Source organism: Acidovorax sp. BLS4 (genome assembly GCF_032929295.1).
Lineage (GTDB): Bacteria > Pseudomonadota > Gammaproteobacteria > Burkholderiales > Burkholderiaceae_C > Paracidovorax.
Genome location: NZ_CP136797.1, coordinates 1,343,386 through 1,369,369 on the forward strand (window position 1 = coordinate 1,343,386; position 25,984 = coordinate 1,369,369).

The window sequence follows — 25,984 nt, forward strand, 5'->3', positions numbered from 1 at the left end:
GCACCATGACGCTGGCCGCCTACGAACACAACGGCCGTCCGGTCACGCGCGAGGCGTTCTATGCGATTGCCTGCGATCCGGACCGCAGCGTGGCGGTGGAAGCCTGCGCGGGCGCGGGCAAGACCTGGATGCTCGTCTCCCGCATGCTGCGTGCCTTGCTGGACGGGTGCGCGCCGCACGAAATCCTGGCCATCACGTTCACGCGCAAGGCCGCGGGCGAGATGCGCCAGCGCCTGCAGGAATGGCTGGAGGAGTTTGCCCAGGCCGAGCCCGAGCGCCTGGCCCGGGAACTGGTCGCCCGCGGCATCCCGCCCGATCGCGCGCTGGAAAAGCGCGTGCTGCTGCAGACGCTGTACCGCTCGATGCTCGAATCCGGGCGGCCGGTGCAGATCCGCACCTTCCACAGCTGGTTCGCCGCGCTGCTGGGCACGGCGCCGCTGGCGGTGCTGCACGCACGCGGGCTGCCCGGCAACTACGAGCTGCTGGAGGACGACGCCGAGGCCGTGCGCCAGGTCTGGCCGCCGTTCCTGCAGCAGGTGGCCGACGATGCCGCGCTGCATGCCGACTACCTCGCGGCAGTGGCCTCGCACGGGCGGTCGCAGACGCACAAGGCCCTGGGCGCGGCGCTGTCCAAGCGCATCGAGTTCGAATTGGCGGACGCGGCCGGCGTGATCGACGCCTCGGTCCCGCCGTTCCATGCGCACTTCCCCGACCTGCAGGGGCTGGACAGCCCGGCCCAGGCGCTGGAGGGCGATGCGGCGCGCGCCCGCTGGCTGGCCCGCGCCAGTGCCCTGGGCACCGAATCCAACAAGACGCCGCAAAAGGCGGCCGACGCAGTGGTCGATGCCTTCGCATGCGAGGACCTGCACGAGCGCCTGGAGCGCTTGCGCCGCGCCTTCTTCGTGGCCAAGGAAGACCGGCTCAGCAAGAACCTGGAGAAGTTCGCCGCGGCGCAGGAAGCCGAGGCCGAGCTGCAGCGCCTGTGCCTGGCTCGCCGCCAGCACGAGGCTTGGGGCCACCACCACCGCATGGCCCGGCTCACGCGCGCCCTGGTGGCTGCATTCGCTGCCCTCAAGCGCGATCGCGGCTGGGTGGACATGAACGATGTCGAACGCACGGCGCTCGTCATGCTGTCCGACCCGGTGCTGAGCGGATGGGTGCAGGAGCGGCTGGATGCGCGGGTGCGGCATCTGCTCGTGGACGAGTTCCAGGACACCAACCCGCTGCAGTGGCAGGCGCTGCACGCCTGGCTGTCGGGCTATGTGGGCGCGGGCGGAGGGCGTGCGCCCAGCGTGTTCATCGTGGGTGATCCCAAGCAGAGCATCTACCGCTTTCGGCGTGCCGAGCCGCAGGTGTTCCTCGCCGCGCAGGCCTTCGTACGCCAAGGCCTGGGCGGCGACCTGCTGAGCTGCGACCACACGCGCCGCAATGCGACGGGCGTGATCGACGCGGTCAACCACGTCATGCAGGCCGCGCAGGGCCAGGGGGAATACGCCGGCTTTCGCGACCACACCACCGAGTCCACCGACCCGGGAATGCGGCTGCGCCTGCCCGCGATCACTGCGCCCGATGATGGCGCGGGCCCTGCCTTCGACCCCATGGCGTGGCGCGACAGCCTCACGCAGCCGCGCCACGAGGCCGAGGAAACCCTGCGCATGCGCGAATGCACGCAGGCCGCCCGCTGGGTGGCCGGGCGCATCGCCGACGGCGTGCCGCCGCGCGAGGTGATGGTGCTCGCCCGCAAGCGCGACCGGCTGGCCGCCATGCAGGACGCGCTGCGCGACCTGCACCTGCCCTGCGTGCAGCCCGAAAAAGCCGAACTGGCGGAGGCGCCCGAGGTGCAGGACGTGGTGGCGCTGCTGGATGCGCTGGTCTCGCCGGGCCACGACCTGTCGCTGGCCCGCGCGCTGCGCTCGCCGCTGTTCGGGGTGGGCGACGACACGCTCGTGCGGCTGGCGCTGTGGCGGCGCCAGCCGGAGAACCTCGAATGCAGCTGGCTCGATTTGCTATTAAAAAGTGAGCATAATGCCCTGGACTTTATTGCCCTGGGGGTCGATTTGGCTCTATACAAGGGTTGGTTCGACGCATTGCCGCCCCACGACGCGCTGCAGGCCTTCTACACCCACCGCGACGTGCTGGCCCGCTATGCCGCTGCCGCGCCCGCCACCCAGCGCGCCAGCGTGCTCGCCAACCTGCGCGCGCTGCTGTCGGCCGCGCTGCAGATCGACGGCGGGCGCTACCTCACGCCCTACGCCTTCGTCCGGGCGATGAAGCGCGCCGGCCAGCGCGCGCCGGGCCGGGTGGACGCGCAGGCGGTGCGCCTGCTCACCGTGCACGGCGCCAAGGGCCTGGAAGCGCACAGCGTGCTGCTGCTGGACACCGACACCCGCCCGCAAAAGGCCGAGACCATGGGCGTGCTGGTGGACTGGCCGGGTGAAGAGCCACTGCCGCGCCGCTTCGTCTTCCTCGCCAGCGAAAGCACGCCGCCGCCCAGCGCGGTGGACATGCTCGCCGCCGAACAGGCCGAGCGACAGCGCGAAGAACTCAACACCCTGTACGTGGCCATGACGCGGGCCAAGCACTGCCTGGCGGTCTCGTCGGTACAACCCTCGTCTTCGGCGCTCGGCAGTTGGTGGAACCGGCTGGCGCCCCTGTTGAAGGATGAGGAAGAGAACGTTTTGGCCGAACCGGCCGGCGAAGCATCATTGCCGCAAAACCATGGGCGGGCGCAGGACCATGCCTTGCTGGCCGAACTGCCGGCCTGGTCGCCGCCGCCGAGGCCGGAGCCCGATGGCCCGGCCGTGCCGGCGGTGGCCGTGTCCACCCCGGCATCGCGCCAGGGCGAGGCCATGCACCAGTTGCTGGAGCAGGCCGCCATGGCCACCGCCGGCGGGCCGGCCCCTTCCGGCGGCGGATGGCCCGCCACGCGGCTGGCACGGTTGGCGGCAGACTTCGACCTGGCGCCGGAGTCCGCCACCCTGGCCGCCGGCATGGCCCAGCGCATCCTGGGCGGCGAGGGCGCCTGGGCATGGCAGGCCGACGCGGTCGATCGGGCGGTGAACGAGGCCACCATCGTTCACGCCGGGCAGACCTTGCGCATCGACCGGCTGGTGCGGCGCGTCGATTCCGGCGGCGGGCCGGTGTGGTGGGTGCTCGACTACAAAAGCGCGGCGGACCCCGAGCGCCGCCCCCATCTGATGGCCCAATTGGCGCGCTACCGCGAAGCTGTTCAGGCCCAGATGCCGGGCCACGCGGTGCGCGCGGCGTTCCTCACCGGCGACGGGCGGATGGTGGAGGTGGGCGGCGAGACTCCGCCACCGCCACCGCCACCGCCACCGCCACCGCCACCGCCACCGCCACCGCCACCGCCACCGCCGGCTACGGCTCCGGTGCAGGGCGCCCTGTTTTGATGGCGCGGCGCGCTGCAGGCTCCCGGACTGCGGCGCCGCGCCCCGATGTTTCCAAAGCAAAGGTTGAAGATGACTGTTTCCGAATCGATCGCCCCCGTGCTGGCCTGTGATGTCGCCGTGATCGGCGGCGGCCCCGCCGGCCTGATGGCGGCCGAAGTGCTGGCCCGTGGCGGCCTGGCCGTGCATTTGTTCGACGCCATGCCTTCCGTGGGGCGCAAGTTTCTGCTGGCGGGCAAGGGGGGGCTCAACCTCACGCACTCCGAGGCGTTCGAGCCGTTCGCGGCCCGCTTCGGCGAGCGCCGCGCCGCCATCGAGCCCCTGCTGCAGGCCTTCGGCGCCGATGCGGTGCGCGCTTGGGCGCAGGGCTTGGGGGTGGAGACCTTCGTCGGCACCTCGGGCCGGGTGTTCCCCTCCGACATGAAGGCCGCGCCGCTGCTGCGCGCCTGGCTGCACCGCTTGCGCGGGCAGGGGGTGGTGTTCCACATGCGCCACCGCTGGCTGGGCTGGAGCGACGCGGGCGCCGCGCAGGACGGCGATGCGGCCGCCATGACACTGGGTTTCACCAGCCCTGCGGGCCTGGTGCCGGTGCAGGCCCGGGCCGTGGTGCTGTCGCTGGGGGGTGGCAGCTGGGCCCGGCTGGGCTCCGACGGCGCGTGGGTGCCGCTGCTGGCCGAAAAGGGCGTGCCCGTGGCCCCGCTGCGCCCGGCCAACTGCGGCTTCGACACGGTGCGTGCCGGTGGCGCCCCGGCAGGCGAGACGCGGCGGGAATTCCTGCGCGAGCTGATGGGGCGGGCACCCGATCCGGCCGGCTGGACGCCGCATTTCACCGAGCGCTTTGCCGGACAGCCCTTCAAATCGGTCGCGCTGCATTTCTCCGACCACCAGGGGCGCACGTTCAGCCGCCGGGGCGAGTTCGTGGCCACGGCCACCGGCGTGGAGGGCAGCCTGATCTACGCGGTCTCCAGCCTGCTGCGCGACGAGATCGAGGCGCATGGCCATGCCACGTTCACCCTGGATCTGCTGCCCGACCACACGCCCGAGCGCGTGCTCAAGGAAGTGCGCCATCCGCGCGGTGCCCGCAGCCTCAGCAGCCACCTCAAGAGCCGCCTGGGGCTGGACGGCATCAAGATGGGCATCCTGTACGAGCAACTGGGCAAGGAGGGCATGAACGATGCCGCCGCCCTGGCCCAGGCCATCAAGGCGCTGCCCATCACCGTGGGCGCGACCCGACCGCTGGACGAAGCCATCAGCACCGCGGGCGGGGTGCCGTTCGAGGCGATGGATGGCAGTCTCATGCTGACGGCCCTGCCCGGCGTTTTCTGCGCGGGCGAAATGCTGGACTGGGAGGCCCCCACGGGCGGCTACCTGATGACGGCCTGCATGGCCAGTGGCATGGCCGCTGCCGAAGGGGCGAAGGCCTGGCTGCAGCGGGCCTGATCAGGCGCTTTGAGGCTGGGGCTGAGGCTGTGCCGTCGCTGCCGGGGACGCCTCGCCGTCGGGGCCGAAGTGCATGCAGAAACGGTTCTTGCCTTCGCGCTTGGCCCGGTAAAGGCCCAGGTCCGCGCGCCGGATCAGTTCGGAGGTGGTGCAGTCCGCCTCCCCGCGGGTCAGGCCTGCGCTGATGGACAGCCGGCGGCCCTGGAAGGCAGGGTGGTCCACCGGCACCGCGTACAACGTGTTCACGGTGTTGACCAGCGCCTGGGCGAGTTCACAGGCCTCGGGCAACGTGGCGGCATCCACCACCACGCCGAACTCCTCGCCGCCCAGGCGGCCGCACAGGTGCCGGCCGGCCTGCCGCTTCAATGCCGACGCGACGTCCTTCAACACCACATCGCCCTGGTCGTGCCCGAACTGGTCGTTGATCGATTTGAAGTCATCGATGTCGATCATCATGAAATACAGGCCTTCGATGTGCCCGGCGTCCTGCAGCGACTGCATGTGCTTGAGCAGGCTGCGGCGGTTGGCCAGGCCGGTCAATGCATCCTGGTAGGCCAGGGTTTCCAATTCCAGTTGCTGCCGGTGGCTGTCTTCCCGCAGGCGAAAGAGGGCCATGTTCAGCAGCATCCCGCACAGCGATGACAGGGTGACGATCAGCATGCTCCAGACCGGATCGTGCGCGGAGCGCATCTGCTGGAAATCGCCATGCCCGAACGCGAGCCAGATGACGGCCACGGACGCCAGGTACTGCCATGTCGTGATGAACATGAAGGCGATCAGCAGCGTGAAGGCCACCCCCAGGGCCAGGCAGAAGTAGACCCCGACCGGACTCGGCACCGACAGCAGCCAGAACCCGTGGGCCAGCAGGCCACAGGCCGGCAGGGCGGCCAGCACCACCCTGCCGGGGGTGCTGGCGAACATCGATGCGATGATGCAGCAGTAGAAGGCGATCGCCAGCAGGGCGAACAGGATGTTGTCGTAGTGATAGGTGGGCGCGGCCGTCCACCAAGCCGCCAGCCAGCCCAGGGAGCCGAACGCAAGGAGGGAGCCGTTGACGCGCCGCATCTTTTCGAACGTGAACTGGTCCAGTGGCTTGGGAGTGGACTCTTCTTCGATCGCTGACGGGCTCGCACTGGCAACACGCGCGGGTTCGGCTGCGGACGGCACACCCGCCGCGCCGCGCAGGGCGGCAGTTCCTTGCGCTGGACCTTCTGCCATAAGGGCTCCTCAAAAGAAACAAATAGTAACTTGAAATTGCTAAATGTGAATATTTTGATAGGTTGGCCGTGGTTTTTGAGCCGTGCAAAGACAAAGACGCGCGGGTGATGGCTGCCAGAGCGGGACCGGTCCGAATGCCGGCCACGGAATCGACCGTGGCGAATGCTACGAAGGCTTTGGAAGGGGAAAACCCTGCAGAAAGGGGGAGCCCTGAAGTGCGTGGACCGCTGGGGTGGCGCATGCCCTGCGCCAGGGGCCGTGATGGCATGGCAGGGATGGCTGAAAGATAGTTGACGAGCCTTACCCCCGGCACTGACTCTACAGTTAGGGCTGCTTGGTTCCCCACCTGACCCGGTTGGCTGCTTCACCATGCGGGGAGGCCCGTCACCGCCGATTGTAGGCGATAAAGCAGGCCGTTCCGGCCGGGACGACCCTGCACGCCGTGCAGGTGTTGGCCATGGTGGCCTGACAGCGGGGCGCACCGGGGCCCGGCGTGGAATCGGTACCCCGGCGATCCGGGAGGGCGCGCCCGGCCACATAGAATCCCCCCATGTCTTACCTCGTGCTCGCCCGCAAATACCGTCCCAAGACCTTCTCGGAGATGGTGGGCCAGGAGCATGTGGTGCAGGCGCTGTCCAATGCGCTCACGCAGCAGCGGCTGCACCACGCCTATCTTTTCACCGGCACGCGCGGCGTGGGCAAGACCACGGTGTCGCGCATTCTGGCCAAGTCGCTCAATTGCCAGGGCCCGGACGGGCAGGGCGGCATCACGGCCACCCCTTGCGGCGTGTGCCAGGCCTGCACCGACATCGACAGCGGCCGTTTCGTGGACTACACCGAGCTCGATGCCGCCTCCAACCGCGGCGTGGACGAAGTGCAGGGCCTGCTGGAGCAGGCGGTCTACAAGCCGGTGCAGGGGCGCTTCAAGGTCTTCATGATCGACGAAGTGCACATGCTCACCAACACGGCGTTCAACGCCATGCTGAAGACGCTGGAAGAGCCGCCGGAATACCTCAAGTTCGTGCTGGCCACGACCGATCCGCAGAAGGTGCCGGTCACGGTGCTCTCGCGCTGCCTGCAGTTCAACCTGCGCCCGATGGCGCCTGAGACGGTGCTCGAGCACCTGGGGCGCGTTCTGGCGCAGGAGAACGTGCAGGCCGAACCCCAGGCGCTTCGCCTGCTGTCGCGTGCGGCGCGGGGCTCGATGCGCGATGCGCTTTCGCTCACCGACCAGGCCATCGCGTTCGGCAGCGGCCAGTTGCAGGAAGCGGGCGTGCGCCAGATGCTGGGCAGCGTGGACCGGTCGTATGTGTTCCGCCTGATCGAAGCCCTGGCCCAGGGCGATGGCCGCACGGTGGTGGAAACCTCCGATGTCCTGCGCCTGAACGGCTTGTCTGCCGCCTCCACGCTGGAGGAGATGAGCGCGGTGCTCCAGCGCATGGCCGTCATGCAGGCCGTGCCGAACATGGCCCAGGCGCTGGATGCCAACGACCCAGAAGCCGTGGAAATCGCCCGTCTGGCCGCGCAGATGCCCGCGGACGAAACCCAATTGCTCTACAGCATCTGCCTTCACGGCCGTGCCGAACTGGGGCTGGCCCCGGACGAATACGCGGCGCTGACCATGGCGCTGCTGCGGCTGCTGGCCTTCAAGCCGGCGGATGGCTCGGCAGTCCCGGCCCCTTCGGCTGAAAAAAAAACTCTGACGCCGGTTGAGCCGGCACCCGCGCAGGCTGCGACCCGGGTGGCTGCGGCCGCCGATGCGTCGCCAGGGCAGCGGCCCGCGGCCGAACCGGCGCGCGATGCGGGTGCGCCAGCAGTGACCGTGCCTGCCGAGCTGATGCCCACGCAGACCACCAGCGCCCCCGTTGCTGAGCCGGAACCATCCGTCGCAGCCCTGCCGGTGCCTGCGCCCGATTCCACGCCCGCGTGGGAAGACGCCGGCACGCCAGTGCAACCCCCTCCCGGCGAGCCCCAGCCGGCAGCCTCGCCGGTGCGGCTACCTGTCCATTCGCCCGATGATTTCCGCCGCGCGGCCTCTCCAGCCCCTGTGCCAGCGCAACGACCAGTGGCGTCGGCGCCCGAATACATGGCGATCCCCGTGCGCACCGCTCCCGAGCCGGGCGCGCGCCTGCAGCCGCTCGCGCCGACGGGCTCCCTTCCCGCATCCGCCCGCTACACGGCCACGGAAGAGGGCGATGTCTGGCACGCCACCGTGCAGCAACTCGTGGCTGCCGAGGCCATTGCGGCGCTGGTGCGGGAATTGGCCCTGCAGTCCCAATTGGTGGCACGTGACGCCGGACACTGGCTGCTGCGCGTGGAGCGCGAATCGCTCAACCAGCCCGTGGCGCGCGAGCGCCTGCGGGCGGCGCTGGAGGCCGCGGGCCATGCGACCCAGATCAGCGTCGAACTGGGCGTGGTCATCGACAGCCCGGCCCGGCGCAATGCGGCCGCCGCGGCAGAGCGCCAGCGCGTGGCCGAGGAGATCGTGCACAACGACCCATACGTGCAGACGCTGGTGCGGGACTTCGGCGCCAAGATCGTGCCGGGCAGCATCAAGCCGGCATGACGGCAGGCGTTGCCATCCTCCAGACGATTCGCTGATTCATTCATTCCATTCAAGCCTCCCCTTCATTCCCATCAGAAAAGGAAAACTCACATGTTCAACAAGGGACAACTCGCCGGCCTCATGAAGCAGGCCCAGGCCATGCAGGACAACCTGAAGAAGGCCCAGGACGAACTCGGCAACATCGAAGTGGAAGGCGAATCCGGCGCGGGCCTGGTGAAGGTGCTCATGACCTGCAAGCACGACGTCAAGCGCGTGACCATCGACCCCAGCCTGCTGGCCGATGACAAGGACATGCTCGAAGACCTGGTGGCGGCCGCCTTCAATGCGGCGGTGCGCAAGGCAGAAGAAACCTCGCAGGAAAAGATGGGCAAGCTGACTGCTGGCATGCCGGGGCTGCCTCCCGGGATGAAATTCCCTTTCTGATCCAGGTGGCGGCCGCCGGGCGCGCCGCACCCTTTCATTGCCTTTCGCGGGCATGTCTCTTTGATTCTTGAACGGCGCCTTGCATGTCCGACACCAATTCCCTCGATGCCCTGGTCCAGGCGCTGCGCCGCCTGCCGGGCGTGGGCGTGAAGTCGGCACAGCGCATGGCCTTCCATCTGCTGCAGCACGACCGCGAAGGCGCCGAGGTGCTGTCGCGGGCGCTCCATGAAGCGACGGTGTCGGTGCACCACTGCGAACGCTGCCACACCTTCACCGAAGCCGCGGTGTGCGACACCTGCCTGGACCCGGAACGCGATGCCAGCCGGCTGGCCGTGGTGGAAACCCCGGCCGATCAGGCCGCGCTGGAGCGCACGGCGGCGTTTCGCGGGCTGTACTTCGTACTCATGGGGCGGCTGTCGCCACTGGACGGAGTGGGGCCGAAGGACATCGGGCTGCAAAAGCTCATGGAGCGGGCCACCGATGGCGTGGTGCAGGAGGTGATTCTGGCCACCAATTTCACGGCCGAGGGCGAGGCCACGGCCTATGTCATCAGCGAGGCACTCAAGAGCCGGGGGCTGCACGTCACCCGGCTGGCCCGCGGTGTTCCGGTGGGCAGCGAACTGGAATACGTGGACCTGGGCACCATCGCGCATGCGCTGGTCGATCGCCGCTGACACTATAAAATTGATAGCTGCCAGCGCAATGTTCAATGGCGCTGGAGCACGAAAAGGCTTGAACCATGAATTCCCTGCATTTGGCGCATTTCACCGTCGCCTACTGGTGCGTGCTGCTGATGGCGCTGCTGCCCACGGGGTGCGCCCTGATCGCCAAGCGCGGCAGCTTCCAGGTGTCGGACAACCGCGATCCGCGTGGATGGGCCTCCCGGCAGACCGACTGGCGCGCCCGTGCCCTGGCCGCACAGTCCAACACCTTCGAAGCGCTGCCGTTCTTCATCGGTGCGGTGGTGATCGCGCACCAACTGGGGGCCGGGCAGACGCTGCTCGATATCCTGGCGTTCCTCTTCGTGATGCTACGCGTCTTCTACGTGATGATGTACGTGTCCGACCTGCCCACCGCCCGCAGTGCCGTGTGGCTCGGGGCGCTGGTGGTCAACATCGCCATTCTCTTCATCGGCTACCGCTGAGGCGCCGCCGCGGTGGTACCGCGGCAATCCACCGCCTGGATCGCCCTGGCATCCATCCATTAACCCGACTTTCCGTGCCTGTCCCTCAGGGATTGCCCTGACGGGGCGGCTGCGCGCAGGTGGCACGATTGCTGCACTGCAGCATTTCCTTGAATTCGCTTTTCCCCATGGATTTTCCTCGCATCCGCCGCCGCCACTTCGGTACGTTGTCCGCCCTCTCGATGGCGGCCTGGGCGGGCGCGGATGCCTTGGCGGTGCCGTCGCCGTTCAAGGCTGGGACCGGTCCGCTGCGGGTGGCGGTTGGAGGCTCGGGGCTGCTGTACCACCTGCCGCTGACCATCGCTCAGGAGCTGGGCTTCTTCCGGGCCGAGGGTCTGCACGTGGTGGTTCAGGACTACCAGGGCGGCGCCCTGGCCTTGCAGGCGTTGCAGGACGGCGAGGCCGATGTGTGCTCGGGCGCGTACGACCACGTGCTGCGTCAGCAACTGCAGGGCCGCAGCTACTGCGCCATCGTGCTGCAGGGGCGGGCGCCGCAACTGGCCCTGGCGGCATCGACACGGGCATGGCCCGTCAAGAGCGTGAGCCGCTTCAAGGGCATGCGCGTGGGCGTGTCGGCCCTGGGGTCTTCCACCCACCATGTGGCGCAGTTGATGCTGTCGCGGGATGGCGCGCCGCTGGACGAGGTGTCCTTTGTCGGTGTGGGCTCCGCCCTGGGGGCGGTGGCCGCGCTGCGACAGGGGCGGGTGCATGCGCTGTGCCATGCCGATCCGATCGTCAGCGCGCTGGAGCAGCGCGCCGAGGTGCGGGTGCTGTGCGACACGCGCTCGCTCAAAGGGTCACAGGAGCTGTTCGGCGGCACCATGCCGGCCGCCAGCCTCTATGCGCCGCAGTCGTTTGTGCAAAAGCAGCCGGCCCGCTCGCAGGCCCTGGCCAATGCCATGGTCCATGCCCTCAAATGGCTGCAGACAGCCAGCCCGGCCGACCTGGTGCGTGCCGTGCCGTCCGGGTACCTGCTGGGCGAGCGGGGGGCTTATCTGGCGGCATTCCACAAGGTGCGGGACACCTTCTCGCCCGACGGCCTCATGCCCGATGACGGCCCGGCCAACGCGGCGCGGGTGGTGGCCCGCCTGCGATCCGAACTGGCGCCGCTCAAGATCGATCTGGGGCGCACGTTCACGAACGAATTCGCGCGCAAGGCCAAGCAGAAGTTCAATGCCTGAGGGGCAGGTCTCTGCGGTGCCTGCTTGCGCCGGCCGGCATTTTGGCTGAACTGTCCGACACACGGCGGCAAGGGCGTGGCGATAGAGTCGAGGGCGCGCCGGCGTCGGTCTCACCGCGGCGCTGCAACGCAACGGTTGCGCTCCTTCATTCCATCACTCCAACAAGGATCTTTCCATGTCGCTGAACCTCAGTATCGGCCCCCTCGTTTCCCTGATCGCAGGCATCCTGATCCTGGTCATGCCCCGCCTGCTCAACTACATCGTGGCCCTGTACCTCATCGTGATGGGCGTGCTGGGCCTGGTCGGCATGCACAACCTGCGCCTCTGAAGCGCATGCTTGCCGGGCCGCCCCGCGCAAGCGTTGGACGGCCAGCCTCTCTGGGGCGATGCCTTGATTCGGCCCGGCTGCCGCTCAGCGCTTCTTGCGCGAGGGCGTTCCACCCTTGCGGGTGGGGGCCGCAGGGGCCTTGGCGCCTCGCGTGGAGGTCTGCTTGATCGCCGGGCGCGCGGACGAGGTGGCGGCCAGCTTCACCGGCAGGTACATCACGACCTGCTGGCCGGCCTTGAAGGCGGCGTTGGCCTTGACGTCGTTCCATTCGGCCACGTTGGCGGCGCTCACCTTGTAGCGGTTGGCAATGCTGGCGACCGAGTCGCGCTTGCCGGCGCGCACCGTGGTGCGGCGCGTGACGATTTCCGGCGTGAAAGCCACCTGCCCGTTGTCTGCCACCTGGCTGGACACGTCCTGGCGCGTGGTGGTGGCACGGGGCACCATCAGGGCCGAGCCCGCCTTGATCATCATGCGCGGCGGAATGCGGTTCACGTTGCGCAGGTCGTTCTCGCTCATGCCGACGCGTTGGGCAGCGGTTGCCACCGTCATGGTGGTGGGCACGCTCCACACCGTCCAGCTGGCGTACTGGCCTTCGCGGTGGGCTTCCAGGTTCTTGAGGAACACCTTGGCGTTGTCCCAGGGCAGCAGGATCTGCGGCATGCCCGCGGCCAGGATCACGGGGCGGTGCAGCGAGGGGTTGAGTGCGCGGAAGTCCTCTTCGCGCACGCCGGCCAGGCTGGCCACCAGCGAGACATCGATGTCGTGCGTGATGTCCACCGTCTGGAAGTAGGGGTGGTTTTCGATCAGCGGCAGTTCGGTGCGAAACGCCTGCGGGTTGGCGACGATGTTCTTCACCGCCTGCAGCTTGGGCACGTACATGCGGGTTTCGGCCGGCATGGTGAGTTCGGTGTAGCTGGTGCCCAGGCCCAGCTTCTGGTTGCGGGCGATGGCCCGGCTCACGCTGCCTTCGCCCCAGTTGTAGGCGGCCAATGCCAGGTGCCAGTCGCCGAACATGCCATACAGGCGCTGCAGGTAATCGAGTGCGGCGCGCGTGGAGGCCAGCACGTCGCGGCGGTCATCGCGGAAGGCGTTCTGCTTGAGCTGGTAGTCGCTGCCGGTGGCCGGCATGAACTGCCACATGCCGGCGGCCTTGGCGCTGGAGACGGCCTGCGGATTGAAGGCGCTCTCGATGTAGGGCAGCAGGGCCAGTTCGGTGGGCATGCCCCGCAGCTCGAGTTCTTCGACGATGTGGAACAGGTATTTGCTCGAGCGCTCGGTCATGCGCTGCATGTAGTCGGGGCGCGTGGCATACCACTGCTCGCGGTCTCGCACGAGGTCCTGGTCCAGGTCGGGCATGGCGAAACCGCGGCGGATGCGGTCCCACAGGTCGGAGGGCGCGTAGAGCGATGCCACCTCGCCGTTGCTGGCCTGCACGGCCGAGATCGGCTGCAGCGGCCCGGAGGGGATCAGGGGCGTGTGGGAGGACGAAGACGAGCTGTCGGTGGTGGCCGGCGAAGAACCGTCCTTGTTCGCGGCGCTTCCGGGCGGGGTGCCTTGCGTGGCGCAGCCGGTGAGCCAGACCACGCTTGCCAGGCCCAGGATGTGCAAAATTTTCATTGAAACTCGTTTTTCCATTGGCGCAGCGCCGCGAGAACGGCCACTGCATCTTGGGGATCGACCTGCGCATCGAAGGCCCGGGCGGCCTGGGCCACCGTGGGTTGCCGCGTGCGCAGGAAAGGGTTGATGTCGCGCTCGGTGGCCAGGCGCGAGGGCAGCGTGGGCCGGCCCTGCTGCCGCAGCGCCTCGCAGTCGCGGGTGTACTGCCGCAACGCCCCGTTGCCGGGCTCCACCGCCCGGGCGAACTTCAGGTTGGACAGCGTGTACTCGTGTGCGCAGCACACACGGGTGTCGCCTGGCAGCGCGGCCAGGGTGTCGAGCGACGCCTGCATCTGCGCGGGCGTGCCTTCGAACAGCCGGCCGCAGCCGCCGGAAAAGAGGGTGTCCCCGCAGAACAGCACGGGGGCGCCGTTCACATCGGGGGCGTAATAGGCGATGTGCCCCGCCGTGTGGCCGGGCACGTCGAAGACCTGAAAGCGCAGGCCCAGCACCTCGGCCGTGTCGCCCTGCACCAGGCGGGCGATGGGCTCGGGCACGGTTTCGTGCGCGGGTCCGAAGACGCGGGCGCCAGTGGCCTCGCGCAGCGCCGGCACGCCGCCGACATGATCGGCGTGGTGGTGCGTGACTAGAATCGCCTGCAATGGCAGGTCCAGGGTTTGCAATGCCTGCAACACCGGGCCCGCTTCTCCCGGATCGACCACGACCGCAGCCTGCGCGTCGTGCAGCATCCAGATGTAGTTGTCGGTAAAGGCGGGCAGCGGCAGCAAGTTCATGAGCGATGAAATTATAGGTTTGCACCACTGGTTCGACTCTTCCCCCGGCCGATACCTGCTGGCGTGGGAGCAGGAACGCTATGACGAGCTGGTGGCCGACATCTTCGGCTACCACGCCCTGCAGCTCGGAATGCCGGGTTTGCAGGGCCTGCGCGCCAACCGCATGCCTCACCGCTGGCTGGCGTTGGGCGCCGAAGAAACCCTGCTGTGGACCGACGAGGCGGCCGGCTGGCACGCGGCCGGGGCCCTGGGGGGCGGAGAACCGGGCGAGCCCGCCCTGCTGGCCGATCCGGTGGCCCTGCCTTTCTCGGAGAACAGCCTCGATCTGGTGCTGCTGCCGCATGCGCTGGAACTCAGCATCGACCCCCATGCCGCGCTGCGCGAGGTGCAGCGCGTGCTGGTGCCCGAGGGGCGGGTGGTCATCAGCGGCCTGAACCCCGTGAGCCTGTGGGGCCTGCGCCAGCGCCGGGCGCGGCTTTACCAGCGCCTGGGTGCGGGCGGGCGGCTGTACCTGCCCGACGTGGGCGAGTTCATCGGCCACTGGCGGCTGCGCGACTGGCTGCGGCTGCTCAATTTCGAGGTCGAGTCGGTCAGCTTCGGCTGCTACCGGCCGGCGGTGCGCAGCGCGCCCTGGCTGGAGCGTTTCGACTGGATGGACGGACTGGGGGCCCGCTGGTGGCCGATACTCGGGGCCGCCTATGTGGTGGTGGCGGTCAAGCGCGTGCACGGCGTGCGGCTGCTGGGCGCGCCCTGGCGCCGCGCGCCCAAGGGCGCTGCGGCGCCGGTGCCGGTGGCCAATCGCGGCACGGTCCGCGATGGCGGGCCGGCCTTTCATGTGGATGGACGGGAGTAACGTTTTTGAATCAGGTTGTGATCTATACCGACGGGGCTTGCAAAGGCAATCCGGGCCCTGGCGGCTGGGGGGTGGTGCTGCGTTCGGGCGCGCTGGAAAAGGAATTGTTCGGGGGGGAGCTGGGCACGACGAACAACCGCATGGAGCTGCTCGCGGTGATCGAGGCCCTGGGCGCGCTCAAGCGGCCGTGCGAGGTGACGCTGTTCCTGGACAGCCAGTACGTGCGCAAGGGCATCACCGAATGGATCCAGGGCTGGAAGAAAAAGGGCTGGCGCACGGCCGCTGGCCAGCCGGTCAAGAACGTGGAGCTGTGGAAGCGGCTGGACGATCTGGTGGCCCAGGGCGGCCACGTGATCGACTGGCGCTGGGTGAAGGGCCATGCGGGCGACCCGGGCAACGAGCGTGCCGATGCCCTGGCCAACAAAGGGGTGGACAAGGCGCTCGGGCGCGGCTGAGGCCGCCGTCGAGGCCCGCGTCTGAAAAGCCTGCGTCCGTCAGGCCCCGGGCGCGATCGCCTGCAGGCCCGCCTGCAGCGGCTCCGGTCCCTGGGGCCGCACCACGCGGTCCACCTCCTTGCCGTCGCGCAGGAAGACGAGGGTCGGCCAGAGCTTCACGCCGAAGCTGCGGCCCAGTCGCTGGCCGGGTCCGTCCTCGACCTTGACGTGGGCCACATCGTCCCGGCCCTCCAGCGCGGCCTGGATGAGCGGCTGCGCCCCCTGGCAGTGGCCGCACCAGGGCGTTCCGAACTCCAGCACCGTGGCACCGGCCAGGCGGTCCACGTCTTCGCGGGCGGGGGGCTGTTCGAGGTGGCGGGCGCAATAGGTCATGGCGATGGGGTCCTTGTCATGTGGTTGTGGGCAGGGCCTGGGTTGGCGGGGGAATCTGTCTTTCAGCATAGGCCTGTGCCCGCAGGCACCGCGTCCGGCGCATGCGCCGCCAGGCTGTGGGACCGGACTGGCAGGCGGTTCACAGCGCGCCATCGAACATCATCACGTCCACGGTCTCTCCTGCGGCCACCGGCCCCCGGGGCGGGTGCAGCACGATGAGGCCGTTGGCCTGCACCATCGAATGGAGCACCCCCGAGCCCTGGTGGCCGGTGGTGCGCACCTGCAGCGATCCATCCGGCGCGGTGCTGACGATGCCGCGCTGGTATTCGGTGCGGCCGGCCTTCTTGCGCAGGGGCTCGGTGCTGACCGCACGCAGCAGCGGCGGGGCCGCGCGGGTGCAGCCCATGGCGCGCAGCAGCGCAGGCCGCACGAACGCCAGGAAGGCCACCATCACGGCGACGGGATTGCCGGGCAGGCCGAACCAGAGGGTCCCGCTGGTTGAAACTAATTTGCTATTATTTTCATAGCTAAATGCCCTAGTATTGATTGCTCTGGAGGCCATTTCGGCATCTGCTCCCGAAGCGTGCTCGCCGTGCAGCCGCCCCACCGCCATCGGCCGGCCGGGCCGCATGGCGACCTGCCAGAACGCCACGTCGCCCAGCCGTTGCACCGTGGAGCGCAGGTGGTCCGCATCGCCTTCGCTCACGCCCCCGCTGGTGATGACGGCATCCGCCTGCTGCCCTGCCTGGCGCAGCGCGGCTTCGAGTTGCGCGGGCGAATCGGGCACCACGCCCAGGTCGATCGGCTCCACGCCCAGACGGGCCAGCAGGCCGATGATTGCGTAGCGGTTGCTGTCGTACACGGCGCCCTCGCGCGGGGCGTCGCCCGGGGCCAGCAACTCGTCGCCGGTCGAAAAGCACGCCACGCGCAGGCGGCGCAACACGGTGACGGTGGGCAGGCCCAGGCTGGCCACCAGGCCGAGCGCGGCGGGGGTGAGCCGCTCGCCACGGGCCAGCGCCACGCCGCCCTGCACCAGGTCTTCGCCCGCGCGGCGCCGGTGGTCGCCGGGCCGCACCGCGTCGGCCGCGAGGTGCACGGTGCCGCCCTGCACGGTGGCCAGCTCTTGCGGCACCACCGTGTCCAGCCCTGGCGGCATGACGGCGCCGGTCATGATGCGAACGCATTCCCCGGGTGCGGCATGGCCCGTCCAGGGCCGGCCGGCCAGGGCGGTGCCGGCCACCCGCAGCGACAGCGGCTGGCCGGCGCGCAATGCCGAACCGTCGAATGCATAGCCGTCCATGGCCGAGTTGTCGTGCGGCGGTACGCTGATGGGCGAGACGAGGTCGCAGGCCAGCACCCGGTCGAGCGCCGCGGACAGCGCCACGGTTTCGGTGCCGGCCACCGGCTGCACCAGTTGTTCGAGGAAGGCGGTGACGGCCTCGGCACCCAGGGCGTGGGCGTCGTAGCCGGGCAGGCCGGCGGCGATCTGTGCAAGGGTCTTCATGCGGCAGAAAAAAGAGGGGAGGCCGGCAGCCACCGCACCATGTGCAGCTTGTCGTGCCCGATGCCCTGGATGACCACCGCGCGCGGCAGCAGGCCCCAGGCGCGAAAGCCCGCGCGCTCGTACAGGCGCACGACGTGGGTGTTGGCGGCGGTGACGGTCAGCACCAGCTGTTCCAGCCCGGCCACCTGTTCGGCGAGCTGCACGCAGGCGTGCACCAGCGCGCGCCCGACGCCGCCGCGCTGCGCGCGCGGCGCCACCATCATGCCCACCACGCTGGCGCAGTGGCGCTGCTGCAGGCGGGCCTCGCGCTCGCAGCCGATGCTGCCAAGCAACTGGCCGTCCGCGGCGAACGCCCCGAGGAAAAAGGTGCCCGTGGCGGGCGCGCCGAAGCGCTCGGCATACGACTGGGCCGGGCGCAGCACCGCGCTGGCGTGGTCGGAGGTGAAGGCCTCGGGCGCGCAGCGCAGCGCCTCGTCGCGCAGGGCCTTGTAGGCATGCAGGTGCGCGGTGCCGAGCACGTCGATCCGGAAGGGGTCAGGGGTCATGGGGCGAGCGCGCGTTCGAGCGCGTGCAGTTCGGCCAGGGTGTTGGCGTTGCAAAAGCCGAGCGGGTCGTCACCGGGCTGGTCGAAGGCGGCCACGGCGCACGGGTGCTGGGCGATCCAGGCGCCGATCTTGCGGCCGCCGCCCACCATGAATTGCGCGAGCGACTCCCGCAGCGAGGCCCGCAGGAGGCAGAACACCGGCTGCGTGCGCAGGGGCGCGGCGCCCGGTTCGCCCGCGTGGGGGGCATCGGCGGCCAGCCCATCGGATTGCGGCGCGGCGGCGATGGCCAGATCCACAGGCCCGCCCGCCGTGTCCATGGCCCAGGCCGCCGCCATCAGGCGCCGGGCCAGATCGGGCGGAAACAGCGGCGTGTCGCAGGGCACGGTGAGCAGCCACGGGGTTTCGCAGCGCGACAGGCCGGCCAGAAATCCCGCCAGGGGCCCGGCGTGGCCGGCCTCGGCATCGGTCACGACCGGGACGCCGAAGGTGGCGTAGCGGTCAAGGTGGCGGTTGGCGCTGACCAGCCGCGGGCCGACCTGGGACTGCAGCCGCTGCAGCGCATGCAGCGCCAGCGGAACGCCCTGGAAGGGCTGCAGTCCCTTGTCCTGCCCGCCCATGCGCGTGCCCTGGCCGCCGGCCAGCACCAGCCCGGTGATGCGGGTGGCGTCATCCATGCGTCAGCCGCCGATGTAGCTCATTTCCACCCGCCGCGCGCCCTGGCCGGTGTCCGCAGGCAGGCTGCTGCGCAGCTCCGAATAGCGGTCGCTGCGGCCGTTCCAGATGCCGGCGATGGCGGCGGCGATGTCGGCATCGGTGGCACCGCCGCGCAGCAGGCTGCGCAGGTCCCAGCCCTGGGTGGCGAACAGGCACAGGTAGAGACTGCCTTCCATCGACAGGCGGGCGCGGTTGCAGTCGCCGCAAAACGCTTGCGTGACGCTGCCGATCACGCCCACCTCGCCCAGCGCCGGGTCGTGGCGCCCGGTGGCATCGGCGTAGCCCCAGCGGCGCGCGGTTTCCCCGGGGGCCTGTTCGGGCAGGGGCACCAGGGGCAGGTGGGCCTGCAGCCGCGCGATCACGTCGGCGGATGGCAGCACCTCGTCCATTCGCCAGCCGTTGGTGGCGCCCACGTCCATGTATTCGATGAAGCGCAGCGTCACGCCCGTTCCGCGAAAGTGCCGCGCCATGGGCACGATCTCGTGGTCGTTGGTGCCGCGCTTGACCACCATGTTGACCTTGATGCGCGCGAACCCCGCGGCCTGTGCCGCGTCGATGCCGGCCAGCACCTCGGCCACCGGAAAGTCCACATCGTTCATGTGCCGGAACACCGCGTCCTGCAGACTGTCCAGGCTCACCGTGAGGCGGTTCAGCCCGGCGTCCTTGAGCGCCTGGGCCTTGCGCGCGAGCAGCGAGCCGTTGGTGGTCAACGTGAGGTCGGGCGCCGTGCCGTCCGGCATGCGCAGCTGCGCCAGCATGCCGACGAGGTTTTCGAGGTGCTTGCGCAGCAGCGGCTCGCCGCCCGTGAGCCGGATCTTGCGCACGCCGTGGTCGACGAAGCTGCGGGCCAGGCGGGTGATTTCCTCGAAGCTGAGCAGCGCGCTGTGCGGCAGATAGGGGTAGTCCTTGTCAAACACCTCTTTGGGCATGCAGTACGCGCAGCGGAAGTTGCAGCGGTCGGTCACGCTGATGCGCAGGTCCCGCAGCGGGCGACCGAGCGTGTCGGTCAGCCATCCCGATGGAATCCCGGACAGGCCCTGCGGCACGGCGGGGCGCAGCGCAGCGATGCGCTGGTCCACCAGGGGGATGACACGTTCAGCCATGGGCCGATTTTGCCGCATGGGGTGCGGTAGGGTTATCGGCGCAATGGGCCGCGCCGCTGTCGGCCGGCAGCGATCAGACGCAGCGGGCGCCATCCACTTCGATGCACACGCCGCTCACGAAGGCCGCTTCGTCGCTGGCCAGGTACAGCGCCGCGTTGGCCACGTCGAGCGCGGTGGAAAAACGCCCCAGTGGAATCGAGGCGAGAAATTGGGCGCGGCGCGCGTCGTCCACCGGCCCGCCGGCGAACTCGGCGGCCAGGCCCGTATCGGGGTTGAACACGGGGTTGATGCAGTTCACGCGGATGTTGTCGGGGCCCAGTTCGGCCGCCATCGACTTGCTGGTGGTGATGACCGCGCCCTTCGACCCGTTGTACCAGGTGAGGCCCGGGCGGGGCCGCAGGCCGGCGGTGGAGGCGATGTTGATGAAGCTGCCGCCCGCCGTGCCCAGGTTGGCGCGCATGGCCGGCACGGCGTGAATGGCCGAGAGGTAGAGGCTTTTGACGTTGATGGCATACACCTTGTCGAACTCTTCCTCGCTCACCTCCAGCATGGGGCGGTTGCGGTGCGTCCAGCCGGCGTTGTTCACGACCACGTCGAGCCGGCCATGCAGGCGCACGGCCTCGTCCACCAGGGCTTTCATGTCCGCAGAGCGGGTGACGTCGGCGGCGAAGAAGTCCGCCGTGCCGCCCGCCGCGCGGATCTCGGCCGCCACGCGCTGGCCCCCGGTGGCCTGGATGTCGTTGACGATGACCCGGCCGCCCTCGGCCGCGAGCCGCTTGGCGATGCCTTCGCCGATGCCGTTGCCGGCGCCGGTGACGATGATGGATTTGCCTTGCACGCGCATGAAGCCTCCGATGGCGCTATGTTTTCGATAGCTGCCTGCGCAATTTTCACCAGGGCGGTGGCGGGATTCCGTTGGATGGGTTCTCGCGGCCGGTGGCCGTCGGCTGCGCGGGCGGCCAAGGCAGTGTAGCCACCGCTTTGCCGCCCGGCGTGCCCGGCACTGCCCCCTGCGCGACAGGGTGGCCCGCCTGCCGGCGCGCCCAGAAGGCGGAACCGGGCCAGCGCGTTTCCATCGCGTAGAAGCCCTGCAGCTGCTTGCGGTACACCCGGTGGATGTCCCGCAGGTGGTCGGCATAGCGCTGCGGCGCCTGCAGGTCGCCCGCCCCGTGCGCCAGCACCGCCTGTGCCGCGCGCATGCCGGTATAGAGCGCGTTGCCGATGCCCTTGGACGACAGCGGGTCGAAGGCGAGGGCGGCGTCGCCCACCGCCAGCCAGCCCTCGCCGGCCGCGCAGTCAAGTTCGGCGCTGCAGGCATCGGCGCCCTGCACCGCGCCGTGGGGGCGATAGCCGTGCTCGGCGCACAGCGCGCCCAGGTGGGTGGTGTGCTGCAGGTGCTGCCACAGGCCATCGTCGTTCAGCAGGGTGCGGCGGTCCAGCAGGTCGGCATCGCCCAGGAAGGCCACCACGCGCTCGCCACTGGGCAGCAGCACGCTGTACCACCATCCGTATTCGACCGCCTCGACCCAGGTGCGGCCGTCCAGGTCGGTGCGGCTGTCGGTGCGCAGGCGCTGGTAGAAGGCCAGCAGCCGGTCGTAGTGGCGGCGGCGCGCGCCCAGCCGGCAGGCTTGGGTGGCCATGCGGCCGCTGGCGTCGATCAGCCAGTGCGCCGTCACGTGCGACAGGGATTCGCCCGCGCGGCGCAGCTGCAGCCGGTGCAACGGGCCGGATGCCTCCTGCGGGTCCGCCGAGGCGGTGCCGTTGCTGCCGGCGGGGTCGGCGCCTTGCGCATCGTCGCACTGCAGGTGGGTGGAAAGCGCGACCGTGCAGCCCGCCTCGCTGGCGGCGGCCCGCAGCGTGGCGTCGAAGCGCACGCGGTCCAGCTGCAAGCCATTGCCATGCAGCTGGCGCAGGGTGTCGTTGGCGTGGCCGGCCAGTCCGCCCCAATAGGCGAGGGTGCCGTAGCTGGGGCGGTGGCCGTCCGCCAGCACGCGGTCGAGTACGCCAAGCTCCCCCAGCAGGCTGCGCACGGGTGGCGGCAGGCCCTCGCCGATGCGAAAGGCCCGATCGCCGCCGCCGTCGGCCAGCAGCACGCGCAGGCCGGCGCGGGCCAGGGGAATGGCACAGGCCGCGCCGGCAGGGCCACCGCCAGCGATGGCCACGTCGAACGCCTGCGCGGTTTCCAGGCGGGGCACGCGCTCAGCCGCCCGGCGGCCGGCGGCGCACCGGCAGCGGCGCGTTCCGGGCTTCGGCGTGCGAGCCGAAATTGGCGCCGTGCGGCAGCGGGCGCGCCTTCGGGTGGATGGGGGCGGTGGCATCGGCCGCGTCGCTTTCGACGGCGGCGGCGCCCAGCAGGCGGGTCTGCGCGGCCAGCGCGGCGTCGCTGAGGCTGGCGGCGTCGCCGGCCGAGACATCGGGGCCGTACGACGCCACCATCATCTGCGCCGGGAAGGCCGGATCGTCCGGCACGCCCGGGCGCACTTCCACGAGCCCCATCGATCCGAAGATGCGCACCATTTCTTCCATCTGCCCGGCCGTGGTGCCGTGCAGCGGCTTGTTCCAGCTGGTGCGGTTGGAGAACGCTTCGATGCGCCGGGCCATGGGCTGCTGCGGGTCCACGACGATGGCGTAGTCCTCGGCCGTCAGCACGTGGTTGGGCACGCGGGCCGGCCAGAAGGTGGGCGCGAAGGGGTCGTAGGCGGTGTCGTACCCCGCCCGGCAGTAGGCCGTGTCGGCCTGCCAGGGCAGGCCCATCCAGCGGTTGATGTCGCCGGGCCCCTGGGCATACAGCGGCCCCTGGGCCGACAGCGCGGTGGCCTGGTCGAGCGTGGGCCCATAGCTGGGCTCGGCCGTGCCCGCCGGACGCTGGCGGATGCGGAACGGGCGGCTGTACAGCGTCAGATGGCGCATGGGCCAGGTCATTTCGCAGCCGGGGTGGAAGGCGTCGGCCAGGCAGAACTCCAGCGCCGCCCGGTCCAGCGTGGCGGGCTGCTGCGCGAGCGGCACCGCGTCGATGCTGGCCAGCAGCTGGCGGCCGGCATCCCAGTCGGAGACGAAGTCGCCCTGCACCCAGCGCGCCAGCACATTGCTCTGCGTCTGGCTGATGCTGGCGTTCTGGCGCGGGCTCTGGCCTGCGGGCACCGTCATCGCATCGCCGTACAGCCAGGGCCAGGGCATCTGGTTGCCGTCCGGTGGGCTGGGGGGGCGGAAGCTGTTGAACACCTGCCGGCGCAGTTCGGCGTTGGGGTCATAGCCGCCTGCGGGGGGCAGGGCGGAGAGCCGCTCGATCAGCGCGGGGTTCTCGAAGTCGTACTGCCCCTGGTGGCCGAACAGGGTGGCGAAGCCCTGGTTCACCCATTGCAGGCCCGACAGGCGCTGCAGGATGGGGTACACGTCGTCGGCGAACGAGATCGTGGCCGGCGCGGGCAGCCAGCCGGCCTGCACGTACAGGTCCTGCAGCAGGTCGTACAGCGTGCGCTGGGTCTTGACCTGCGGTGCGTAGTTGGGCGGGGCGGTCACCACCCAGGCGGATTCCACAGGAATCTCCTGGCCCTCGATGCGCACCGTGGCCGAGACCGGGCCGTCGCAGGTGTCGTCGTACCAGCCGTCGGCGTTGATGAACGAGTCGCCGTCGGCCGGATTGAAGATCGGGCTGCCCGTGGGCGAGGCCGAGACGCCGTGGCCGGGCAGGAACACCAGCCGGCCGCTGGCGTCGGTCTGCAGCTCGCCGATCTTGACCGGCACGCCGGTGAACTGCCCGGTGCAGGGCACCGGCGCCGCGTTGCGGCCCGCGATGCGCTGCACGCCCGCGTCGATGACCAGCGTGTCGCGCGCGGCGTTCTTGGCATTGCGCAGCGGCAGCTGGGTTTTGGCCGCCTCCGGAATGTCGAGCGCGATCTGCCACTGGTACCAGGCCGCCTTGCTGTTGGCGACGTGCACGGACCATTCGATGTCGGCCCAGTCGGCGGTCAGCTCGCGCACCACGTCGCCCGCGGCGTTGTAGCCGTAGATGCGGAACTGCGCGGCCTCGCGCTTGAGCGCGCCGGTGGCATCGCGGTAAAAGCCCTGGGGCTGCGGCGGCGGGTTCACCACCTGAGGGCCCAGATAGAACGCTGTCTCGCTGTTGCCCACCCGGGCGATGCCGATGGCCGGGTGGATGGCGGCGCGCACGATGTGCGTGTCCTTCGCGGCGGGGTAGTCCACGCCGGGCGCGTACTGCGCCGGACGGGGCACCACGGGCTCGCCCAGCGGCACGCCGTTCACGTTGCGGCGGTTTTCGGACGAGGCCCGGTACACGGCCTTGCGCGCCTCGGCGATGCTGCCCATGGGCATGTGCTCGGGCAGGGCATGCCAGGGGTTGTAGGCCAGGTTTTCGCCGTAGCCCGACTGGCCCCGGGCGTCCAGGTCCTGCTGGGGCAGCTCCAGGATGCCGACCTCGATCGGCACGCTGGCCTGCTCGCTCCAGCGCACCGTGGCGGCGTCGAGCGGCATGTCATGGTCGTTGGTCTGGAACTGCACCAGGAAGCGAAAACGCGCCGGGCCTTTGCGCAGGCGGGCATGCAGGTCGGCCCGCAGGTAGAACGGGTCGTCGAAGTCCGGCGGCGCGTCGGCCGGCGGCGCCTGCACCGGCTCGATCTTGTATTTGACGAAGCGGCCCTGGCCGAAGCAGGAGGGCAGCACGCTCCAGTAGTCGGTGGCCAGCACGGAGTCCACCGTCTTTTCCATGTCGTTCAGGATCTGCGCGGTGACGGGGTGCGCCTTCAGGTAGGCATCGCCCCGGCCGTGCAGCGATTCGCAGGTGAACTCGCACATGTCCCGCGCGGTGTCGGTGAAGAACACGTCGTGGTTCTGCAGGATGAAGTCGTGCGTGGTTGCGTCCTGATCGGGCTCCAGCAGCTTGCGCCCCTGCACCCCGAACAGCTTGATCGCGATGCCCGTGGTGCCCTTGAGGTCGGGGTTGCCGGGCTGCACGTCGGCCGAGAAGCGCACCCACACCGGGTACTGCGGCGCCTGTCCGAACACGCCGACCCGCAACTCGGGCGACAGGTTCGGATCGATGGTGAACTGGCCATGCGCCACGCCGTGCAGGCGCAGGAACACAGGCCGCGTGGCCGGGTCGCGGCCCGCCGCCATGCCCTTGCCCTGGAAATAGTCCACGAACAGCTGTTGGAGCCCGGCCACCGGATCGCTGTCGCAGCAGCAGGGGCTGGGCGGCAAGGTCGGGGGCAAGGTGATGGGTGTGCCGGCGCAGGTGCTGGTGGCGGCCGACGGCGCGGGTGGAACTGACGTGCTTTTCATCGCAACCCTCCTTTGTTTTATGGATCGTCCTGGACGATGTAACGCTCCCTCCCGAAAAGGCCAGCGTGAACGCCGTGCGCTTTGGGACCCGAACATTCTGCGGGGGAACGGCAGGGGGAATATTCAGGGTTTCCACCCGGTGGAAAAAGAGCGTCGCCACGGCGCGGCGCGTGTATGCAGGCGCAAATCCCACAAAACCCTGCGCAAAACCGTGCCATCATCGTGGTGAATGAAAATAATTATCATTTCCAAAAACGGGGTTTTCTGTGAAGACCACCGTCCAAAGACCGTTCCCCGGTCGCCCGGTCACCCGTTTCCGCTCCCTTTTTAGAAAGTGAAAACCATGCCCCATACGCTTCCCGCTCTGCCCTATGCCTACGACGCGCTCGAACCCCACATCGATGCGCAGACCATGGAAATCCACCACACCAAGCACCACCAGACCTACGTCAACAACCTGAATGCCGCGCTGGAAGGCACGCCGCAGGCCGACCTGTCCATCGAGGCGCTGGTGGCCCAGGTGCAGACGCTGCCCGAGAAGCTGCAGGCGCCTGTGCGCAACAACGGTGGCGGGCATGCCAACCACAGCCTGTTCTGGACCGTGATGGCGCCAGCGGGCCAGGGCGGCGGCGGGCAGCCCTCCGGCGCGCTGGCGCAGGCCATCGATGCGGAGTTGGGCGGGTTCGACGCCTTCAAGGAGGCCTTCACCAAGGCCGCGCTCACGCGCTTCGGCAGCGGCTGGGCCTGGCTGTCCGTCACGCCCGGCGGCCAGCTCGCGGTGGAGAGCAGCGGCAACCAGGACAGCCCGCTCATGGCAGGCCTGCTGTCGGGCAACACGCCCATCCTGGGCCTGGACGTGTGGGAGCACGCCTACTACCTGAAGTACCAAAACCGCCGCCCGGAATACATCGCCGCGTTCTATAACGTCGTGGACTGGGCCGAAGTGGCCCGCCGCTACGCGAAGGCCCGCGGTTGACGCCAGGCGAGGGCCGCAGCGATTCTTC

The 25,984-nt window shown here is 69.6% G+C and carries 22 protein-coding genes and 1 other RNA gene; 11 read left to right on the plus strand and 12 right to left on the minus strand.

From position 1 onward, the window contains the following. Positions 1-5: 5 nt before the first annotated feature. On the plus strand, positions 6-3,410 hold the full coding sequence (locus tag R1Z03_RS06175) for a UvrD-helicase domain-containing protein (protein ID WP_317357779.1): 3,405 nt from the start codon (positions 6-8) through the stop codon (positions 3,408-3,410). Positions 3,411-3,479: 69 nt separating this feature from the next. After that, positions 3,480-4,847, plus strand: coding sequence for a TIGR03862 family flavoprotein (locus R1Z03_RS06180; RefSeq protein WP_317357782.1), 1,368 nt, complete (start codon positions 3,480-3,482; stop codon positions 4,845-4,847). Here R1Z03_RS06180 and R1Z03_RS06185 read toward each other — a convergent pair whose 3' ends face one another. Together R1Z03_RS06185 and ffs are read right to left on the minus strand one after the other, a co-directional pair. After that, entirely contained in the window at positions 4,848-6,065 is a 1,218-nt protein-coding gene (locus tag R1Z03_RS06185; RefSeq protein WP_284403821.1) for a GGDEF domain-containing protein, read from the minus strand. A 289-nt stretch (positions 6,066-6,354) separates the two neighbouring features. After that, positions 6,355-6,451, minus strand: an RNA gene (gene ffs / locus R1Z03_RS06190) — signal recognition particle sRNA small type. Positions 6,452-6,615: 164 nt separating this feature from the next. Between ffs and dnaX the strand changes: the two genes are divergently transcribed. The 6 genes from dnaX to R1Z03_RS06220 all read left to right on the plus strand — a co-directional run bounded on the left by dnaX (position 6,616) and on the right by R1Z03_RS06220 (position 11,746). Further along, a complete protein-coding gene (gene dnaX / locus R1Z03_RS06195; protein ID WP_317357786.1) occupies positions 6,616-8,631 on the plus strand; it encodes a DNA polymerase III subunit gamma/tau in 2,016 nt (671 codons plus the stop codon). Between the two features lie 90 nt (positions 8,632-8,721). Beyond that, positions 8,722-9,054 carry a YbaB/EbfC family nucleoid-associated protein gene (locus tag R1Z03_RS06200; RefSeq protein ID WP_272568985.1) on the plus strand — a complete coding sequence of 111 codons (333 nt, stop codon included), beginning with the start codon at positions 8,722-8,724 and terminating at the stop codon, positions 9,052-9,054. Positions 9,055-9,137: 83 nt separating this feature from the next. Then, positions 9,138-9,728 (plus strand): recombination mediator RecR, encoded by a 591-nt coding sequence (gene recR / locus R1Z03_RS06205; protein ID WP_284400952.1) that lies wholly within the window; start codon positions 9,138-9,140, stop codon positions 9,726-9,728. Positions 9,729-9,793: 65 nt separating this feature from the next. Further along, positions 9,794-10,198 (plus strand): MAPEG family protein, encoded by a 405-nt coding sequence (locus R1Z03_RS06210; protein ID WP_317357791.1) that lies wholly within the window; start codon positions 9,794-9,796, stop codon positions 10,196-10,198. A gap of 167 nt (positions 10,199-10,365) precedes the next feature. Continuing rightward, positions 10,366-11,418, plus strand: a complete 1,053-nt coding sequence (locus R1Z03_RS06215; protein ID WP_317357794.1) for an ABC transporter substrate-binding protein — start codon at positions 10,366-10,368, stop codon at positions 11,416-11,418. Positions 11,419-11,593: 175 nt separating this feature from the next. After that, entirely contained in the window at positions 11,594-11,746 is a 153-nt protein-coding gene (locus R1Z03_RS06220; RefSeq protein ID WP_272547845.1) for a DUF3096 domain-containing protein, read from the plus strand. Positions 11,747-11,830: 84 nt separating this feature from the next. Here the strand turns inward: R1Z03_RS06220 and R1Z03_RS06225 are convergent, their stop codons facing one another. Further along, positions 11,831-13,363 (minus strand): transglycosylase SLT domain-containing protein, encoded by a 1,533-nt coding sequence (locus tag R1Z03_RS06225; protein ID WP_317357799.1) that lies wholly within the window; start codon positions 13,361-13,363, stop codon positions 11,831-11,833. Next, positions 13,360-14,136 carry a hydroxyacylglutathione hydrolase gene (gene gloB, locus R1Z03_RS06230; protein ID WP_284400939.1) on the minus strand — a complete coding sequence of 259 codons (777 nt, stop codon included), beginning with the start codon at positions 14,134-14,136 and terminating at the stop codon, positions 13,360-13,362. Before gloB ends, R1Z03_RS06225 begins: the two co-directional genes overlap by 4 nt. Here gloB and R1Z03_RS06235 point away from each other — a divergent pair. Next, positions 14,135-14,989 carry a class I SAM-dependent methyltransferase gene (locus R1Z03_RS06235; protein WP_284403833.1) on the plus strand — a complete coding sequence of 285 codons (855 nt, stop codon included), beginning with the start codon at positions 14,135-14,137 and terminating at the stop codon, positions 14,987-14,989. The two genes, gloB and R1Z03_RS06235, sit on opposite strands and share 2 nt — an antisense overlap. Before the next feature lie 5 nt (positions 14,990-14,994). Next, entirely contained in the window at positions 14,995-15,444 is a 450-nt protein-coding gene (rnhA, locus tag R1Z03_RS06240) for a ribonuclease HI (RefSeq protein WP_284400891.1), read from the plus strand. A 39-nt stretch (positions 15,445-15,483) separates the two neighbouring features. Here the strand turns inward: rnhA and R1Z03_RS06245 are convergent, their stop codons facing one another. The 8 genes from R1Z03_RS06245 to R1Z03_RS06280 all read right to left on the minus strand — a co-directional run bounded on the left by R1Z03_RS06245 (position 15,484) and on the right by R1Z03_RS06280 (position 24,980). Then, entirely contained in the window at positions 15,484-15,816 is a 333-nt protein-coding gene (locus R1Z03_RS06245; RefSeq protein ID WP_284428527.1) for a thioredoxin family protein, read from the minus strand. A 139-nt stretch (positions 15,817-15,955) separates the two neighbouring features. Beyond that, entirely contained in the window at positions 15,956-17,320 is a 1,365-nt protein-coding gene (locus R1Z03_RS06250) for a molybdopterin molybdotransferase MoeA (RefSeq protein WP_317357805.1), read from the minus strand. Beyond that, positions 17,317-17,865: a GNAT family N-acetyltransferase gene (locus R1Z03_RS06255; protein ID WP_317357807.1), complete on the minus strand. Its 549-nt coding sequence runs from the start codon at positions 17,863-17,865 to the stop codon at positions 17,317-17,319. Before R1Z03_RS06255 ends, R1Z03_RS06250 begins: the two co-directional genes overlap by 4 nt. After that, positions 17,862-18,539: a molybdenum cofactor guanylyltransferase MobA gene (mobA, locus tag R1Z03_RS06260; RefSeq protein WP_317357809.1), complete on the minus strand. Its 678-nt coding sequence runs from the start codon at positions 18,537-18,539 to the stop codon at positions 17,862-17,864. The genes R1Z03_RS06255 and mobA overlap by 4 nt, the downstream gene beginning before the upstream one ends. A gap of 3 nt (positions 18,540-18,542) precedes the next feature. After that, positions 18,543-19,682: a GTP 3',8-cyclase MoaA gene (moaA, locus tag R1Z03_RS06265; protein WP_317357811.1), complete on the minus strand. Its 1,140-nt coding sequence runs from the start codon at positions 19,680-19,682 to the stop codon at positions 18,543-18,545. Positions 19,683-19,755: 73 nt separating this feature from the next. Next, the gene (locus R1Z03_RS06270; RefSeq protein WP_317357814.1) at positions 19,756-20,526 is read right to left on the minus strand and encodes an SDR family oxidoreductase; all 771 of its coding nucleotides are present in this window, start codon (positions 20,524-20,526) and stop codon (positions 19,756-19,758) included. 46 nt (positions 20,527-20,572) lie between these two features. Then, positions 20,573-21,877, minus strand: coding sequence for an FAD-dependent monooxygenase (locus tag R1Z03_RS06275; RefSeq protein WP_317357816.1), 1,305 nt, complete (start codon positions 21,875-21,877; stop codon positions 20,573-20,575). Positions 21,878-21,881: 4 nt separating this feature from the next. Continuing rightward, positions 21,882-24,980 carry a LodA/GoxA family CTQ-dependent oxidase gene (locus tag R1Z03_RS06280; RefSeq protein ID WP_317357819.1) on the minus strand — a complete coding sequence of 1,033 codons (3,099 nt, stop codon included), beginning with the start codon at positions 24,978-24,980 and terminating at the stop codon, positions 21,882-21,884. Between the two features lie 343 nt (positions 24,981-25,323). Between R1Z03_RS06280 and R1Z03_RS06285 the strand changes: the two genes are divergently transcribed. Further along, entirely contained in the window at positions 25,324-25,956 is a 633-nt protein-coding gene (locus R1Z03_RS06285) for a superoxide dismutase (protein WP_284400868.1), read from the plus strand. Positions 25,957-25,984: the final 28 nt, after the last annotated feature.

Bases quoted from the DNA above. Each gene is read 5' to 3' on its own strand.
- R1Z03_RS06175 (WP_317357779.1), top strand. From the start codon at position 6: ATGACGCTGGCCGCCTACGAACACAACGGCCGTCCGGTCACGCGCGAG.
- R1Z03_RS06180 (WP_317357782.1), top strand. From the start codon at position 3,480: ATGACTGTTTCCGAATCGATCGCCCCCGTGCTGGCCTGTGATGTCGCC.
- R1Z03_RS06185 (WP_284403821.1), bottom strand. From the start codon at position 6,065: ATGGCAGAAGGTCCAGCGCAAGGAACTGCCGCCCTGCGCGGCGCGGCG.
- dnaX (WP_317357786.1), top strand. From the start codon at position 6,616: ATGTCTTACCTCGTGCTCGCCCGCAAATACCGTCCCAAGACCTTCTCG.
- R1Z03_RS06200 (WP_272568985.1), top strand. From the start codon at position 8,722: ATGTTCAACAAGGGACAACTCGCCGGCCTCATGAAGCAGGCCCAGGCC.
- recR (WP_284400952.1), top strand. From the start codon at position 9,138: ATGTCCGACACCAATTCCCTCGATGCCCTGGTCCAGGCGCTGCGCCGC.
- R1Z03_RS06210 (WP_317357791.1), top strand. From the start codon at position 9,794: ATGAATTCCCTGCATTTGGCGCATTTCACCGTCGCCTACTGGTGCGTG.
- R1Z03_RS06215 (WP_317357794.1), top strand. From the start codon at position 10,366: ATGGATTTTCCTCGCATCCGCCGCCGCCACTTCGGTACGTTGTCCGCC.
- R1Z03_RS06220 (WP_272547845.1), top strand. From the start codon at position 11,594: ATGTCGCTGAACCTCAGTATCGGCCCCCTCGTTTCCCTGATCGCAGGC.
- R1Z03_RS06225 (WP_317357799.1), bottom strand. From the start codon at position 13,363: ATGAAAATTTTGCACATCCTGGGCCTGGCAAGCGTGGTCTGGCTCACC.
- R1Z03_RS06235 (WP_284403833.1), top strand. From the start codon at position 14,135: ATGAGCGATGAAATTATAGGTTTGCACCACTGGTTCGACTCTTCCCCC.
- gloB (WP_284400939.1), bottom strand. From the start codon at position 14,136: ATGAACTTGCTGCCGCTGCCCGCCTTTACCGACAACTACATCTGGATG.
- R1Z03_RS06245 (WP_284428527.1), bottom strand. From the start codon at position 15,816: ATGACCTATTGCGCCCGCCACCTCGAACAGCCCCCCGCCCGCGAAGAC.
- R1Z03_RS06250 (WP_317357805.1), bottom strand. From the start codon at position 17,320: ATGAAGACCCTTGCACAGATCGCCGCCGGCCTGCCCGGCTACGACGCC.
- R1Z03_RS06255 (WP_317357807.1), bottom strand. From the start codon at position 17,865: ATGACCCCTGACCCCTTCCGGATCGACGTGCTCGGCACCGCGCACCTG.
- mobA (WP_317357809.1), bottom strand. From the start codon at position 18,539: ATGGATGACGCCACCCGCATCACCGGGCTGGTGCTGGCCGGCGGCCAG.
- moaA (WP_317357811.1), bottom strand. From the start codon at position 19,682: ATGGCTGAACGTGTCATCCCCCTGGTGGACCAGCGCATCGCTGCGCTG.
- R1Z03_RS06270 (WP_317357814.1), bottom strand. From the start codon at position 20,526: ATGCGCGTGCAAGGCAAATCCATCATCGTCACCGGCGCCGGCAACGGC.
- R1Z03_RS06280 (WP_317357819.1), bottom strand. From the start codon at position 24,980: ATGAAAAGCACGTCAGTTCCACCCGCGCCGTCGGCCGCCACCAGCACC.
- R1Z03_RS06285 (WP_284400868.1), top strand. From the start codon at position 25,324: ATGCCCCATACGCTTCCCGCTCTGCCCTATGCCTACGACGCGCTCGAA.